This window comes from Burkholderia sp. LMU1-1-1.1 (genome assembly GCF_040675865.1).
Lineage (GTDB): Bacteria > Pseudomonadota > Gammaproteobacteria > Burkholderiales > Burkholderiaceae_D > Rugamonas.
In genome coordinates, this window is sequence record NZ_JBEGHG010000008.1 from 74,948 (window position 1) to 90,992 (window position 16,045).

The window sequence follows — 16,045 nt, forward strand, 5'->3', positions numbered from 1 at the left end:
AAGTTGTCAGGCCGTCGCTAGAAGACCGACAGCACCGGGTAGCGGCGCCATTCCGGCTCGGCGTGGCGCTTGCCGTTTTCGAAGATGAAGCCCAATACCTTTTCCTGGTCCGACAGCAGCGCCGGATTGGCGGCCTTCCACGCTTCGAACCTGGCCTTCAGTTCCGGCTCCGCTTCGAGCATCTCCAGCGCCAGGTCTTCGAACACGTAATCGGAGAACGCCTCCTTCTTTTCCAGCACGCTGTTGAAGAAGCCCCAGCGGAAGAAGGAGTCGTGGCCTTGCGGTTCCAGCGTCTCGACGGCATAGCGGGCGTTGGCCTGCTTGAGCGGAATGAACCAGTCGCCCGGCTGCACGGTGAAGCTGCCGGTGCGCGCTTCCAGCTCCACGGCGTCGTGGTACATATGGCCTTCATACGCGTGCGGGCGCGAGGTCACGGAGGCGATGTGATAGTACTGCGCCTCGATGGTCGACGCTTCGTCGAAGGCCGCCATCTCGACGCCGTTCCACTGCAGGCGTTCGATGGCTTCGCGCCAGGCTTGCGGCACGATGTAGCCCTTCGGCGCGCGCACGGTGGCCGCCGGCACGAAGCTGTTGTAGTAGGCGATGTCCTTTTCCCACGGCTCGCTGCGATCGTAGGACAGGCGCTGGTAGTTCCCCAGCAGGCTGGCGCTGCGTTTGGCGGCGTAGCCCTTGAAGCGGAAGGTCGACGGATTGGCCTCGTCCATCTTCCAGTTGACGGTCCATTCGCTGGCGTTGGCCGCCCGCTCTTTGGCGTCGGCGCGCAGCGCGCGGATTTGTTCGCCGTGGGCGACGGTGAAGGCCAGCGTCACGTCCAGCAGCGCGCGCATCGATTCGTAGCGGTCCTTGAAAGGCTTGAGCATGTGCGTCTCCGGCATGAAGCCGATGACGTGGTGCAGGGCCGCGAAGCCGGTCGAGAAGCGCGGCACTTCCAGGAATTCGGCGATGCCGTCGTCCGGGCTGTCCTTGACCGGGTTGACGTACGGGCAGGTGGGCCAGCCTTTCGCTTCCATCTGCGCATAGATGTGCGGCAGCATGGTCTCGCGCAGGAAGGGACCGAGGCCATAGCCCAGCTTGTCCGGCTGCGTGTGGATCAGCGTCATCGTGTACGGATAGTCGGCGCCGTTCGACGTGTGGGTGTCGACCATGACGTCCGGGTCCCAGCTGGTTACCAGCTGGTTGAACAGGCGGGCGTTGAGCGTGTCGCACTTGATGAAGTCGCGGTTCAGGTCCAGGTGGCGGCTGTTGCCGCGGAAGCCGAATTGTTCGGGGCCGTCCTGGTTGACGCGCGAGGTGTTGGCGCGGTTGAGCGCGCCGTCGACGTTGTAGAGCGGCACGAACAGCAGCACCGTGTCGCCCAGCGCCGCCAGGCGGGCCGGCTCGAAGCACAGGTCGCGCACGATGGCCATGCAGGCGTCCACGCCCTCGGGTTCGCCGGGGTGGATGCCGTTGTTGTTGAAGAAGACGGTGCGGCCCTCGGCCTTGATCTGCGAGCGGTCGAACACGCCGTCCGGGCTGACGATGCCGGCGTGCACCGGAATGCCGCCGTCGGACACGCCGATCTGTTCAAACCGCAGCACCTGCGGGAAGCGCTGGGCCAGCTCCTCGTAGAACGCGATACATTCGGTCCACAGGGTGGTTTGATTGTGGTTGCCTTTTTCATAAGGCGTCGGCATATCTGGGTGCATGGCAGTCTGGATCTCAGAGGAACAATGTGAAATGGCGCGCCACGCCTTGTGAGCGTCGAGGCGTGCTGTCGAGGGCGCGATTGTATCATTCGTGCCCGCTTTTTGAGCGGTGGCAGGGGGCTCGGGCCGGGTGCTTGAGTTGGTTCAAGGAAACAAATCCGTACGGTGGTCTACTGAATCTTCTTCATGAACCAGGAGCCAGCGATGTGGAACGAGGGTGGGCACGGTGCGGTGCTGGTCGCTTTCCTGCTGGCGCTGGTGTGCAAGGCGGGGCTGGCGCAAATCGGACCGCGCTATGTGATCGACGTCAAAACGGCCGCCGAGGTCGCGATCGTCGGGGCGGCGCAAGGCAGCGTGCAACTGGTCGGCAAAGGGCTGGCGCTGATCCGCTTCCAAGGGCTGCGCCTGTTGACCGTGGGCGCGGACGCCGACGCCTACAGCGCCGAGTCGGTGCGCGACTGGCCGGCGGTCGACCTGGTGCTGGTGACGCCGCCCAGCGTGGGGCGCTACGGCGGGCTGGCGCCGCTGGCCGCGTTGCGCGGGTTGCCGGTGATACTGGTGGAGCCGATGGCCGGTGCGACGGTGTCGCCGATGCCGTCGCCGGACGCCGGCGGCAGTGGCGGCGACGGCCCGCATTACTATCCGATGCAAACCTGGGACGCGTTGCATCTGCGTAAGGGCAGGGCGAAGAGCAAGGATAAAACCTGGCTGCGGGTGACGGCCATGCCAGGTCAACCGGGAACGGCGCACGTGGCGGGGTTCGTGCTGGAGATGGGCAAGAGCCGGGCATCGTACCGGCTGTATGTCAGCTGCGAGGCGCCGGCCGCCGACGAGATCGACGGCCTGCCGCTGCGCCTGCCGGGTGTCGACCTGGCGCTGTTGCCGGCGCGCGACGGGCCGCAGTTGTTGCCGCTGACCCGCGCGACGGCGGCGACCACCAAGCCGGCCCCGCTGACGGCGACCGGCTTCGCGTTCGGGGCGATTCGGCGCTGATTACTTCTTGGCGTTGGTTTCCACCCAGGCCGCGAAGGCGTCGGTGAATTTCTTCAGGAACTCTTTGGTGCGGTCGTTGTTGATCTTGCCGTCGTCGCCCAGCAGGCCGCCGGCGTTGCCGATGTAGGCCTCCGGCTGTTGCAGCACCGGCATGTCGAGGAATACCAGCGACTGGCGCAGATGATGGTTGGAACCGAAGCCGCCGACCGCGCCCGGCGAGACGGTGACCACGCCGGCCGGCTTGCCGCTCCAGGCGCTGTCGCCGTAGGGCCGCGAGCCGATATCGATGGCGTTCTTCAGCGGCGCCGGCACCGAGCGGTTGTACTCGGGCGTGACGAACAGCACGGCGTCGGCCTCCTTGATGCGCTGGCGGAAATGGGTCCATGCCTGCGGGGCCGTGGCGCCGTTTTCTTCCAGGTCCTGGTTGTACAGGGCGAGTTCGCCGATCTCGACGATATTGAACTCCAGCGACGGCGGCGCCAGCGCGATCAGTTCGTGGGCGAACTTGCGGTTGATCGAATCCTTGCGCAGACTGCCGATCACTACGGCAACTTTTTTGGCGGGCATGACTTCTCCTGGTCTTGAATGGGGGAATGGAAATGCTACTGTACCGCAGGCGTAAAAAAAACCACGCCGCGTTGCCGGGGCGTGGTTTTTAACCCTTGTGCTTTCTCGATACGCCGGCGTTACCACTTAAGGGTCGTACCCAGCGGGGTACGACCCTGTATGGCCGTGCGGGGTTGCGGCGCGACGCAAATTACTCGGCGTTCATTTCCTTGAGCAGATTGTCGGCGTGGTCGACATGTTTCATGTTCCACAGGATGTAGCGCAGATCGACCTGGATGTCGCGCGTCATCGCCTTGTTGAAGTCCCAATCCGAGATGATCGAATCGAGCGTGCCGTCGAAGGCCAGGCCGATCCACTCGCCCTTGCTGTTCAGCGCGGCCGAGCCGGAATTGCCGCCGGTGATGTCCAGTGTCGCCAGGTAGGCGACCGGCACCGATTTCAGCACCGGATCGACATACTTGCCGAAGTCCTTGGCCTTGATCGCGTCCAGCTGCGCCTTCGGCGCATTGAACTCGCCTTCGCCGGTGGCCTTGGCGGCGACGCCGGCCACGGTGGTGAAGGCTTTCCAGGTCGAACCGTCGGCGCCCGGATCGCGGCCGGCGATTTTGCCGAAGGTGACGCGCAGGGTGCTGTTGGCGTCAGGATAGACCGCACGGCCCTGGCTGTTCATGTAGGCGATCTTGGCCTTCATGTAGTTGCCGTAGGCTTGTTGCAGCTTGCCGCCCAGTTCTTCCTCGGCCGCCTCTTCTTTCAGGTCGTTGTCGTACAGCGCCACGGCGGCCTTGACGAAGGTGTCGTCGCTGGCCTTGAAGTCTTGCGGCTTTTTGTCCAGCCAGGCGGTGCGGGTGGCCGCGTCGCCCAGCTTGCTGCCGGCGTACAGCTTGTCGAGCGCGGCTTGCAGATCGGCGCGGCCCATGCCGTCCTTGATGCCGACGACGGTGTCGAAGGCGGCGCTGCGCTGGGCGGCCGGCTGGGCCGCGTACTTGGTCAGGCTATTCATGACCAGCGCCTTGTCGACCTTCTCGTCGTAGTTGCGCAGCAGCGCGGCGACGCTGGACTTGATGCGCGGCACGTCGCGCACCTGGTAGCCGGACTTGCGCTCGACGTCGGGCTTGGCGTTCTCGTTGGCCAGGCGATACAGCACGCGCGCCGTGTTCAGCAGGCGCGGCTTGGCGGTCGACAGGAAGTAATCGCGCTTGGTCTCGGCGTCGCGCTGGGCGATCAGCTTCTCGACCAGCTCGATGTCGGACGCGTATTCCTTCTTGCGGGATGCGTCGGCGTTGATCCAGGTCTTCAGCGCCTCGTGCTCGGCGGTTTTACGGGCCAGCATATCGCTGTTGGCATACGAGTTCAGCATGCCCTGGCGGTTCTTGTAATAGTTGTTGATGCTGGCTACCTGCGACGCGTATTTCAGCGCGGTGTCCTTGTCATCCTTGGTCATGGCGGCGATGGTGGCCAGGTTCTCCGCGGACGTTTTCACGAAAGCCGGATAGCTCCAGTCGAAGGTGAAGGCCACTTCCGACGGCAGGCGGTGGCGGTTGGTGCGGCCGGGGTAGCCCAGCACCATGATGAAATCGCCTTCCTTGACGCCTTCCTTGGCCAGCTTCAGATAGTGCTGCGGCACGTAGGGGACATTGTCCTTGCTGTAGTCGGCGGCCTTGCCGTCCTTGCTGACGTAGGCGCGGTAGAAGCCGTAGTCGCCGGTGTGGCGCGGCCACATCCAGTTATCGGTATCGCCGCCGAACTTGCCGACGCCTTCCGGCGGCGCGTGCACCAGGCGCACGTCGCGGATTTCGAGCTGTTTGCTCAGATAAAATTCCAGGCCGCCGTAAAAGGACGACACGGTGCAGCGGTGGCCGGCGTCTTTTTCGCACTCTGCGGTGATGGCCTTGCTGTTTTTCTCGATCGCGTCGCTGCGCTTCTTGCCGCTCAGTTTGGCGACGGCTGGGGTGACCACCTGTTTGGTCACATCGGTGACGGCCTTGGTCACGAAGATGCGGCTGCCCGGGGCGGCCGGCAATTCCTCGCCGAAGTTCTTGGCCAGGAAACCGTTGGCCAGCAGATTGCGTTCCGGCGTCGAATTATGCGCCACGCTGCCGTAGACGCAATGGTGGTTGGTGGCGACCAGGCCTTGCGGCGACACGAAGGACGCAGAGCAACCGCCCAGGCTGACGATCGCGCCGGCCGGGAACTCGGTCAGCTTGGTCAGGTTGGCCGGATCGAGTTCGAGGCCGGCGGCTTTCAATTCCTTAGCCACTTGTGGCAGCTGTTGAGGCATCCACATGCCTTCGTCGGCATGGGCGGCGGTGCTCAGGATGGCGAGCGCGATCAGAGTCTTATGCATTTATATCGTTTCCAAAGTGGTGACGGGGACAGCGCTGAGAGTATCCGCAGCATTGCCGTATACGTCAACCAGATTTTGACGATCTGAAAAGCAACTGCGGGGTCAAGTCTGTCATTCGGACACGAGCTCATCCGTGTGCCAGAGCCGATCGTAGTTGCCTTATAATCAATTCTCGTTATGGCGCCGGTAGCGAAGCCCGCTGGCTTGTATGCACTCAACAGAAAAGTCCGAACCGCTATGAATGAACACGTCGAACACAATTGCCGCGACATCATCGAAATGCTGAGTTGCCACTACGCCGAACCCGAGGACGTGGAAGAGTCGGTGCCCACGCTATTGATGGCGTTGACCGATCCCGGCGCGTATATCGCAGCGTTTCCCGATTACGCATGGTTGGCCGAGACGTATGAGCGCGCGCTAACCGACCCCAAATTAGCTGAAGATTTGTTCGCGTGCGCATTATCCTGGGCCGTCAGTGGCTTTGGGGTGTCCGGCGATAAGGGGGACGAGATTTTTGAAGCCGTCGTGGATGTTCTTGACGACATGGACATTGAGATCGGCGAGCCTGATTTCGATAGGGGGAATTGGGCTGATTATGCTGAATTTATCGAAAACCAGTTGCTCAAGCTGAATGCGAATAAGCGATTGGTCGCTTTGGATATGGATTTTTCAGACAGTATCAGTGTGTTCGTTGTCGAAAGTGCCGACTACGACAAAATTCTGGGGTTGGTGCAATTCTTTAATTTGAAATTCGTCGATAGCGCCGCGCTTCCAAAATTCAATTCATAGCAAAACGGGGTCAAGTCTGTCATTCGGACATGAGCTCGTGTCCGAATGACAGACTTGACCCCGACGGTTTAGTCGGCTTTGATGGCTTCGATCTGGATCGCCAGCTTGACTTCCGGGGCGAAGGCCGGGGTCGCGTAGTTCAGGCCGAAATCGGTGCGCTTGAACTCGGCCGAGGCGTCGGCGCCGCAGACTTCCTTCTTGTAGCGCGGGTGCATGATGCACTTGAATTTGTCGACCTTCAGCGCGACCGGCTTGGTGACGCCCAGCATCGTCAGTTCGCCGTCCACACCCACCAGCTTGTCACCGTCGAACTTGAACGATTTGCTCTTGTAGGTGATGGTCGGGAATTTCTCGACGTTGAACATGTCCGGGCCGCGCGCGTGGCTGTCCATCTTGTCGAAACCGAAGTTGATCGAGGCCGGGTCGATGGCGATGTCCAGCGAGCCGGTCTTGGCCTTGGGGTCCAGGGTGACCGTGCCGCTGGTCTTGTTGAACTTGCCGCGCCATACCGACAGCCCCATGTGGTCGGCCTCGAAGCTCGGGAAGGTGTGCGTCGGGTCGACGTTGTAGGTGGCGGCGATGGCGGACGTGGCCGAGGCGGCCAGCAAGGTGGCGATCAAGATCTGCAGTTTCATGCGGTGGGTCTCCCTGGGTGGATGGAATTAGAACTTATTGGCCGGCTACTACGTGGAATTTGATCGTGACGTCGTCGGCCACCATGCTGGTGTCCTTCCATTCGCCTTCGCCGATGTTGTAGGTCAGGCGTTTGATCGGCAGCGCGCCGTCGAACACTTGCTTGCCGCCCTCGGTCTTGACCGTCAGCGGGAAGGTGATGTCGGTGGCCTTGCCTTTGATCGTCAGCTTGCCGGTGACGGTGAGCTTGCCGGGGCCGGCGCTTTTGATGGCGCTCGAGACGAAGGTGGCTTTCGGGAACTGGGCCGAGTTGAACCATTCTTTCTTGGCCACTTCCTTGTTGTACTCCGGGTCGCCCATGTCCAGGCTGGCCGTCTCGACTTCGACCGTGGCCTTGGAGGCGTCCGGCTTGGCGGCGTCGTAGTCGATGGCGACCGTGTATTTCTTGAACTTCGATTCGATCGGCACGTTCATTTGCTTGAACGTGGCCGAGACCGTGCTCTTGGCCGGGTCGGTCTTGAGCACGGCGGCGCTGGCGGCCAGCGCGACACCCATCAGGGAGACGAGGGCGATTTTTTTCATGGTTTTCATTGTGGCTCCGGTAGGGTGGGGATTAGGGCAGCATGCGCTTGAGCGTGATGTCGCGGTCGATAAAGTGGTGCTTCAGTGCGGCCAGCGCGTGGGCGACCACGACGCCCGCCATCGTCATGACCAAAACATAATGAACAGTTTTTAAAATTGCCTTAAGTTCAGGGTCCGGTCCGATCAGCGCCGGCAATGTGACCAGCTTGAGGTAGACCACCGGCACGCCGGCCGCGCTGCCGTACAGGTAGCCGGAGATCGGCGCGGCGAACATCAGGAAGTACAGCAGGTAGTGCACGCCCTCGGCGACCTTGTGCTGCCATGGCGGGATGCTGACCAGCGGCGCCGGCGGCTTGTTCGCCAGCCGCCACAGCAGCCGGACCGCGGCCAGCGCGAGCACCGTCACGCCCAGCCATTTGTGCCAGGAGAAGTATTTGAGCTTGGTCGGCGTGAAGCCTGGGATCGCGACCATCGTCAGGCCGAGGAAGAAGGCCGAGACGATCATCAGCGCGATCAGCCAGTGCAGCAACATCGCCGTCTTGGTATAACGTTGCATGGGTGGTGCTCCAGAAAATAGTACGTGTTAGGACTAACTGTTGGGGCTAATATACCAAAGAAACGCGGCGCGTGCTGGAAGGCAAGAAAAAAGCCCCCGGGACTGGCGTCGCGGAGGCTAGTGTATGACATCTTGCTAATTCACATTAGATGGCTTTTGCCAGAGCCGGGGCGATGCCGATGTAGTTGGCCGGCGTCATGGCCAACAGCAGGTCCTTGGCTTCCTGCGGAATGGCCAGGCCGGTGATGAACTCGCGCAGCGCGTCCTTGGAGATGCCCTTGCCGCGCGTCAGTTCCTTCAGTTGCTCGTACGGGTTCTCGATGCCGTAGCGGCGCATCACCGTTTGCACCGGCTCGGCCAGCACTTCCCAGTTGGCGTCGAGGTCGGCGGCCAGCCGGGCGTGGTTCACTTCCAGCTTGTTGAGGCCGCGCAGGCAGCTGTCGTAGGCCAGCAAAGTGTAGCCGAGGCCGACGCCGATGTTGCGCAGTACGGTCGAGTCGGTCAGGTCGCGCTGCATGCGCGACACCGGCAGCTTCTCGGACAGGTGCTTGAGCACGGCGTTGGCCAGGCCCAGGTTGCCTTCGGAGTTTTCGAAGTCGATCGGGTTGACCTTGTGCGGCATCGTCGACGAGCCGATCTCGCCGGCCTTGGTCTTCTGCTTGAAGTAGCCCAGCGACACGTAGCTCCAGATGTCGCGGTTCAGGTCCAGCAGGATGGTGTTGGCGCGGGCGAAGGCGTCGAACAGTTCGGCCATGTAGTCGTGCGGTTCGATCTGGATGGTGTACGGGTTGAACACCAGGCCCAGGCGCTGCTCGATGACGTCCTTGGAGAACGCCGCCCAGTCGAACGACGGATACGCGGACAGGTGGGCGTTGTAGTTGCCGACCGCGCCGTTCATCTTGCCGAGGATTTCGACCTGCTCGATGCGCTTGATGGCGCGCTGCAGGCGGGCGACGACGTTGGCCATTTCCTTGCCCAGCGTGGTCGGGCTGGCCGTCTGGCCGTGGGTGCGCGAGAGCATCGGCACGTCGGCGTTGGCGATGGCGATCTCGGTCAGGCGGGCGATGACGTTGCGCAGCGACGGCAGCATGACGCCGTCGCGGGCGGCCTTGAGCATCATGCCGTGCGAGGTGTTGTTGATGTCTTCCGAGGTGCAGGCGAAGTGGATGAACTCCGACGCGGCGACCAGCTCCGGCACGTCCTTGACCTGCTCCTTGAGCCAGTATTCGACGGCCTTGACGTCGTGGTTGGTGACCGCTTCGATCTCCTTGATGCGGGCGGCGTCGCTTTCCTTGAACTCGTTGGCGATCTTGTCCAGCAGCGCGGTGCCGGCGGCCGAAAACGGCTTGATCTCGGCGAAACCGGCCAGCGACAGCGCCTGCAGCCAGGAGATTTCCACTTTGACGCGGTGGTGCATGAAGCCCGATTCGGACAGGATGGGACGCAGCAGGTCGGTTTTGCCGGCGTAGCGGCCGTCCAGCGGCGACAGCGCCGACAACGTGGAGTAAGCAGGTGTGGTCATGATCGAGGAGGGGAAGTTGAAGAAGGCAAAACGTGATTTTACCATTGGCCGGGGGCGACCCCGCCGATGTTATACTGTCCGCTAACCTTCTACTCTGTGCATCCATGAAACTTATCGGTTCCCTCGCTAGTCCTTTTGTTCGCAAAGTCCGCATCGTCCTGGCCGAAAAAAAGCTCGATTGCCAGTTCGAACTGGAAAACGTGTGGGCGCCCGATACGACCATCAGCACCGTCAATCCGCTCGGCAAGGTGCCGGCCCTGATCATGGAGGACGGCAGCGTAATGATCGATTCGCGCGTCATGGTCGAGTATCTGGACACGCTGACGCCGGTGTGCAAGCTGCTGCCGCCCAACGGCCGCGACCGCGCCGACGTCAAGTGCTGGGAGGCGTTGGCCGACGGCATCATCGACGCGGCCGTCATCGCGCGCCTGGAACGCACCCAGCGTCCGATCAAACTGCAGAGCGAGGACTGGATCGCGCGCCAGATGCGCAAGGTCGATCTGGGCCTGGCGGCGCTGTCGGAAAAGCTCGGCGAGCAGGCCTACTGCGCCGGCAAGAACTATTCGCTGGCCGACGTGGCGGTCGGCTGCACGCTGGGCTGGCTGTCGTTCCGCTTCCCCGAGATCACCTGGCGCGACGACCACGCCAACCTGGCCAAGCTGTTCGACAAGCTGTCGGAGCGCCAGTCGTTCAAAGACACCGTGCCATCCGCCTGATTCCCGAAGTTAGCCATGCCTAAAACGATGCCGCCCGACGCGGACAGCGCCGACGCCCGGCAGCGGCGGTTGCAGATGGCCGATATCGCCCGGCTGGCCGGCGTGTCCACGTCGACCGTCTCGCGCGCGCTGGCCGGCAGCAAATTGGTCAGCGAGGACACGCGCGTGCGCATCATGGAGCTGGCGCGTTCGCTCAAATACACCATCAACATCGGCGCGCAGAACCTGCGCATGAAGCAGAACCGCACCGTCGGCGTGGTGATCCCGTACGACCCGACCACGCGCCAGCATTTGTCCGACCCGTTTTTCCTGGGGATGCTGGGCAGCCTGGCCGACGCGCTCACCGAACAGGGTTTCGACATGCTGGTCTCGCGCGTCAACGCCGAGGAGCTGGACGCGGCGGCCGGGCCGTTCGACACCGGCCGCGTGATCGGCATCGTCTTGATCGGCCAGTGGCGCCACCACGAACAATTGAACCAGCTGGCGGCGCGCCACGTGCCGATCGTGGTGTGGGGCGCGCAATTGCCGCAGCAGTTGTACTGCACCGTCGGCGGCGACAATCTGACCGGCGGCGAGCTGGCCGCCACCCATCTGCTGGAGCAGGGCCGCAAGCGCATCGCCTTCTTCGGCGATATCAACCTGCCCGAGGTCGGGCAGCGTTACGAAGGCTATTGCCGCGCGTTGCGCAAGGCCGGCATCGAGGTCGATCCGGCGTTGCTGGTGTCGGTGTCGTTCCTGCCCGAGGGCGGGCGCGAGGCGGTCGACACGCTGCTGGCGCGCGGCGTGCCGTTCGACGCCATCTTCGCCGGCAGCGACCTGCTGGCCATGACCGCCATTAATACGATGCGCGAGCATGGATTGTTCGTGCCGGGGCAGGTGGCCGTCGTCGGCTACGACGATATCGAGTTGTCGACCTACTTCCATCCGCCGCTGACCACCGTGCAGCAGCCGATCCGCGAGGCCGGGCGGGCGCTGGTGGCGTCGCTGCTGGAGCTGGTCGAGGGCCGGCCGTCGCCTTCGCAGCAATTGCCGACCAAGCTGGTGGTGCGGTCGAGCAGCCGCTCCGTCTGACGACTGTCTGATTTTCGCAACCGTTTGCATAAATTTAATGGTGCGGCGCACCATTAATCCTCCGGTGCGCGCGCTTTCCCACTGAATTTTTCTTCTTTTCATAGTGTATAAATTGCTCAGATATCATATTGCGGCGCATCTATGCAATCGATTGCATTAAATTCGTGTTCGAGGAATAATGGCGTACCTGCCCAACAAAACGGCAGAGCAAAACGACAATATCTGGAGACCACCATGAAACACCGCACCATCAAACTGGCCGCCATGACGGCCGCCGTCGCCGCCGCCGTCCTGCACATGGGCGCCGCCGCCGCGCAGGAAGCCGCTCCCGCCACCGCCGCCGCTCCCGCCGACGGCTTGAACATGGAACGCGTGGTGGTCACCGGCACCACCACCGGTTCGTCGAAAATGAAGACCAGCGTATCGATCAGTACCATCGAGGGTGACGTCATCAAGAATTCGGCGGCGCTCAGCGCGGCCGAAGTGCTGCGCGCCGTGCCGGGCGTGCGCGCCGAGTCGTCGGGCGGCGAGGGCAACGCCAACATCACCGTGCGCGGCGTGCCGGTATCGGCCGGCGGCGCGCGCTATGTGCAGATCCAGGAAGACGGCCTGCCGGTGCTGCAGTCGGGCGATTTCAACTTCATCACGCCGGACAGCTACGTCAAGATCGACGGCACGCTCGACCACCTGGAGGTGGTGCGCGGCGGCTCGGCCTCCACCCTGGCGACCAACGCGCCGGGCGGCATCATCAACTTCATCACCAAGACCGGCGAGGAGAAGGGCGGCCATATCGGCATCAGCCGCGGCCTCGGTTACGACGAGACCCGCTACGACTTCGATTACGGCTCGCCGATCTCGGACAAGACCCGCTTCTTCATCGGCGGCAGCTACCGCACCGGCGAAGGCGTGCGCGACACCGGCATGAGCACCGCCAGCGGGGGCCAGATTCGCGGCAATATCACGCATGACCTGGATAATGGTTTCATCCGCCTGTCGTTCAAGCACGTCGACGACAAGACGCCGACCGCGCTGCCGGTGCCGGTGCGCGTGGTGAACCGGAAGATCACCGAAATCCCGGGCATCGATCCGCGCACGGTGAGCTTCTATTCGCCGAACTGGGTGCGCGATGTCACGCTGGGCAAGAACAACACGCCGGTGTCGACCGACGTCAACGACGGCCTGCATGTGAAGAGCGATTCGATCGGCCTGGAAGGCTCGTTCGACCTGGGCGACGGCTGGAACCTGAGCAACAAGTTCCGTACCTCCGACAACAGCGGCCGCTTCACCGGCGTCTTCGCCGGTAACAATGGCGTGAACGGCAACTACACCTTCGCCACCGGCCCGAATCGCGGCCAGGCCTACAACGGCCTCGCCTTCTCGGCGGTGGTGTTCAACACCTCGATCGACGACGCCGGCAATACGCTCAACGACACCAAGCTGTCGAAGACCTTCAAGCTGGCCGACGGCTCCAAGCTGACCACCACCGCCGGCCTGTATCTGTCGAACCAGAAGCTGGCGCTGACGTGGAACTTCAACGAGTACCTGATGCAGCTGAGCGGCGACAAACCGGCGCTGCTGCAAACGGCCAGCGCCACGCCGGGGCTGGTCGGTCCGGCCTTCGGCGGTTGCTGCATGCGCGCGGTCGACATGGAGTACAAACTGACGTCGCCGTACCTGAACGTCGGCTACGAGGCCGGTCCGCTGAACCTGGACGCGAGCGTGCGCCAGGACCGCCAGGAGGCCAACGGCACCGCCAACATCGCCACCGGCGGCCTGCGCTACGATCCGGCCACCGAGCAGATGGTCAACTACAAGATCAACCACACGTCGTATTCGGTGGGCGGTAACTATCGCATCACGAACAACCTGGCGGCGTTCGCGCGTGTCAGCGATGGCGTGGCGTTCAATGCGGACCGCATCCTGTTCGGCACCCCGCTCGATGGGTCGGCGCCGATCAACATCAACACCGTCAAGCAGCTCGAAGGCGGCGTGAAATGGCGCAGCGGCGGTTTGAGCACCTTCGTCACGCTGTTCCAGGCCAAGACCGATGAGAGCAACTACGAGGCGACCACGCAGCGCAGCACCTCCAACAAATATGACGCCAAGGGTGTGGAGCTGGAAGGCGCGTATTCGATCGGCGACTTCCGCATCAGCGGCGGCGCGACCTACACGCACGCCAAGATCACCGGCACCGCCGCCGCCGATGTGGCGAATATCGGTAATTCGCCACGCCGCCAGGCCAAGTGGATTTACCAGGTCGCGCCGACGTACACCATCGGCGACGCCACGGTGGGCGCCAGCGTGATCGGCACCGGCAAGTCGTGGGGCGACGATGCGCATACCATCGAGATGCCGGCGTATGCCGTGGTCAACGCTTTCGTGAACTATCGCGTGACCGAGAAGGCCACCGTGTCGCTGAGCGCCAATAACCTGTTCAACAAGATCGGCTATACCGAGGTGGAAGGCGACGGCCATGCAGCGCGCTCGATCACCGGCCGCGCCGCGAAGGTGACGCTGTCGTATGCCTTCTAAACACGTAGGGCGGATTAGCGCAGCGTAATCGGCCATGCATGCATCGTCGGCGGCTCATGCATGGCCGATTACGGCGTTCCGCCTAATCCGCCCTACGTGTCTTATCAACGGCTCATGGTCCACGAATTAATCACCAAGCTTTTAACTATGCCCTCTCAAGTAACCTCGGACCGCCTGCTCGCGGTCCTTCCCGAAGATCTCCGGCCACAGGCGGCTGAACGCCTGAACACCGCCGAACCGGTGCTGCGCCGCCTGCTGGCCGGCCTGTACGGCGGCCACGCCGGCTTCGACGCTTGGCTGGGCGATCTGATGGCATCCCTGGGCAAGCTGTACGCCGAGCGCCCACCGGAACTGCGCGCGCTCGACATCCGGCGCGCCGCGCAACCCGAGTGGTTCCTCAACCAGCGCATGCTGGGCTACTGCGCCTACGTGCAGAACTTCGGCGGCAGCCTGAACGGCGTCGCCGAGCGCATCCCGTATCTGGAAGAATTGGGCGTCAGCTACCTGCACTTGCTGCCGTTCCTGCGCCCGCGCGAAGGCGAGAACGACGGCGGCTTCGCCGTCACCAGCTTCGACGAAGTCGATCCGGCGCTGGGCACCAACGCCGACCTGCACGCGCTGACGACGCGCCTGCGCGCGGCCGGCATCAGCCTGTGCTCCGACTTCATCCTGAACCACGTGGCCGACGACAACCAATGGGCGTTGGCCGCGAAAGCCGGCGACGCCAAGGCGCGCGCGATGTTCCACGTCTTCCCCGACCGCGACATGCCGGACCGCCACGAGCGCACGCTGGGCCAGGTGTTCCCGCAGGTCGCGCCGGGTAACTTCACCTACGTGGAGGCGATGGGCGGCTGGGTGTGGACCACGTTCTACCCGTATCAATGGGACATGAACTGGTCAAATCCGGACGTCTTCGCCGAGATGGCGGCGGCCATGCTGCGCCTCGCCAATCGCGGCATCGAAGTATTCCGCCTCGATTCGACCGCCTTTCTGTGGAAGCGCGAAGGCACCAACAGCATGAACCAGCCTGAGGCGCACCAGATCCTCCAGGCCCTGCGCGCCATCGTCGACATCGTCGCGCCGGGCGTGTTGCTGAAGGCCGAGGCCATCGTGCCGACGCGCGAGTTGCCCGCCTACCTGGGCAGCGCCGCCGCGCCGGAGTGTCATATCGCCTATCACAGCAGCCTGATGGCCGCCGGCTGGGTCGCGCTGGCCGAACAAAACACCGGCGTGCTGCGCGAGGTGATCCGCAATACGCCGGCGCTGCCGTCTGCCGCGACCTGGCTCAGTTATGTGCGCTGCCACGACGACATCGGCTGGAACGTGCTGCGCGCGGAGGCCGAAGTCGGTTCGCCCGCAGGCGGCGCGGCGCGATTGGCCGGCGCGGCGCGCTTCTTCAGCGGCGCGGAGGGCGGCTACGCCAGCGGCGCCGCCTTCCAGAGCACCGACCCGAACGCGGCCCACGGCAGCAACGGCATGGCCGCGTCGCTGACCGGTTTGCAGACCGCGACCAACGAGGAGGAGCGTTCGCTGGCGCTGCGCCGCATGCGGTTGCTGCATGGCCTGGCGTTGAGCTTTGGCGCGCTGCCGGTGCTGTACATGGGCGACGAACTGGCGATGGAAAACGACTACAGCTATCTGGACCGGCCCGAGCACGCGATGGACAGCCGCTGGCTGCAGCGGCCCGTCTTCGACGAGCAGCGCTGGAAACACCGCTACGACAAGAGCAGCGCGCCGGGGATCATGTTCCAGGGCCTGGCGGATCTGATACGCGCGCGCCGCAAGCTGGACGCGCTGGCCGCGAACGCGCCGCGCGCGCTGTTGGCCGACGCGCCGGACGGTGTGCTGGCGCTGGCGCGCGGCGACAGCTTCCTGACGTTGATGAACTTCACCGGCCAGCGGCAGGAATACGCGCTGAAAGGCGTGTGGAGCGACTGCGCGGCGCCGGGACGCGTCGATGACACACTCGAGGGTACCATCACCCTGGCGCCCTACGCGATGCATTGGTTGGCACGCGAATAATATAAAATCGTC

Annotated in this window: 13 protein-coding genes; 6 read left to right on the forward strand and 7 right to left on the reverse strand. The window is 63.5% G+C overall.

Annotated elements, in window-relative coordinates; translation table 11 throughout:
• Positions 1–17 precede the first annotated feature (17 nt).
• Positions 18–1,694, reverse strand: a complete 1,677-nt coding sequence (locus MRBLMU1_RS09060) for a M14 family zinc carboxypeptidase (protein WP_414646050.1) — start codon at positions 1,692–1,694, stop codon at positions 18–20.
• 198 nt (positions 1,695–1,892) lie between these two features.
• On the opposite strand from MRBLMU1_RS09060, the gene MRBLMU1_RS09065 reads away from it, so the two are divergent.
• Positions 1,893–2,699 (forward strand): hypothetical protein, encoded by an 807-nt coding sequence (locus MRBLMU1_RS09065; RefSeq protein WP_363499911.1) that lies wholly within the window; start codon positions 1,893–1,895, stop codon positions 2,697–2,699.
• On the opposite strand, the gene MRBLMU1_RS09070 is transcribed toward MRBLMU1_RS09065, so the two are convergent.
• Both MRBLMU1_RS09070 and MRBLMU1_RS09075 read right to left on the reverse strand, forming a co-directional pair.
• A complete protein-coding gene (locus tag MRBLMU1_RS09070; protein ID WP_363499913.1) occupies positions 2,700–3,266 on the reverse strand; it encodes an NADPH-dependent FMN reductase in 567 nt (188 codons plus the stop codon). It lies immediately after the preceding gene.
• Positions 3,267–3,456: 190 nt separating this feature from the next.
• A complete protein-coding gene (locus tag MRBLMU1_RS09075) occupies positions 3,457–5,610 on the reverse strand; it encodes a S46 family peptidase (protein WP_363499915.1) in 2,154 nt (717 codons plus the stop codon).
• Positions 5,611–5,847: 237 nt separating this feature from the next.
• Between MRBLMU1_RS09075 and MRBLMU1_RS09080 the strand changes: the two genes are divergently transcribed.
• Positions 5,848–6,399, forward strand: a complete 552-nt coding sequence (locus MRBLMU1_RS09080; protein WP_363499917.1) for a hypothetical protein — start codon at positions 5,848–5,850, stop codon at positions 6,397–6,399.
• A 68-nt stretch (positions 6,400–6,467) separates the two neighbouring features.
• On the opposite strand, the gene MRBLMU1_RS09085 is transcribed toward MRBLMU1_RS09080, so the two are convergent.
• From MRBLMU1_RS09085 to purB, 4 genes are all read right to left on the reverse strand, one after another.
• Positions 6,468–7,034, reverse strand: a complete 567-nt coding sequence (locus tag MRBLMU1_RS09085) for a YceI family protein (RefSeq protein WP_363499919.1) — start codon at positions 7,032–7,034, stop codon at positions 6,468–6,470.
• A gap of 34 nt (positions 7,035–7,068) precedes the next feature.
• Positions 7,069–7,623 (reverse strand): YceI family protein, encoded by a 555-nt coding sequence (locus MRBLMU1_RS09090; protein WP_363499921.1) that lies wholly within the window; start codon positions 7,621–7,623, stop codon positions 7,069–7,071.
• A 22-nt stretch (positions 7,624–7,645) separates the two neighbouring features.
• Positions 7,646–8,170 carry a cytochrome b gene (locus MRBLMU1_RS09095; RefSeq protein WP_363499923.1) on the reverse strand — a complete coding sequence of 175 codons (525 nt, stop codon included), beginning with the start codon at positions 8,168–8,170 and terminating at the stop codon, positions 7,646–7,648.
• A gap of 145 nt (positions 8,171–8,315) precedes the next feature.
• Positions 8,316–9,692, reverse strand: coding sequence for an adenylosuccinate lyase (gene purB / locus MRBLMU1_RS09100; protein ID WP_363499925.1), 1,377 nt, complete (start codon positions 9,690–9,692; stop codon positions 8,316–8,318).
• 104 nt (positions 9,693–9,796) lie between these two features.
• On the opposite strand from purB, the gene MRBLMU1_RS09105 reads away from it, so the two are divergent.
• The 4 genes from MRBLMU1_RS09105 (at position 9,797) to MRBLMU1_RS09120 (ending at position 16,033) form a co-directional block, all read left to right on the forward strand.
• A complete protein-coding gene (locus MRBLMU1_RS09105; protein WP_363499927.1) occupies positions 9,797–10,408 on the forward strand; it encodes a glutathione S-transferase N-terminal domain-containing protein in 612 nt (203 codons plus the stop codon).
• 15 nt (positions 10,409–10,423) lie between these two features.
• Positions 10,424–11,479, forward strand: coding sequence for a LacI family DNA-binding transcriptional regulator (locus MRBLMU1_RS09110; protein WP_363499929.1), 1,056 nt, complete (start codon positions 10,424–10,426; stop codon positions 11,477–11,479).
• A 234-nt stretch (positions 11,480–11,713) separates the two neighbouring features.
• Positions 11,714–14,011: a TonB-dependent receptor gene (locus tag MRBLMU1_RS09115; RefSeq protein ID WP_363499931.1), complete on the forward strand. Its 2,298-nt coding sequence runs from the start codon at positions 11,714–11,716 to the stop codon at positions 14,009–14,011.
• Positions 14,012–14,158: 147 nt separating this feature from the next.
• Positions 14,159–16,033, forward strand: coding sequence for an alpha-amylase family protein (locus MRBLMU1_RS09120; RefSeq protein ID WP_363499933.1), 1,875 nt, complete (start codon positions 14,159–14,161; stop codon positions 16,031–16,033).
• Positions 16,034–16,045 lie beyond the last annotated feature (12 nt).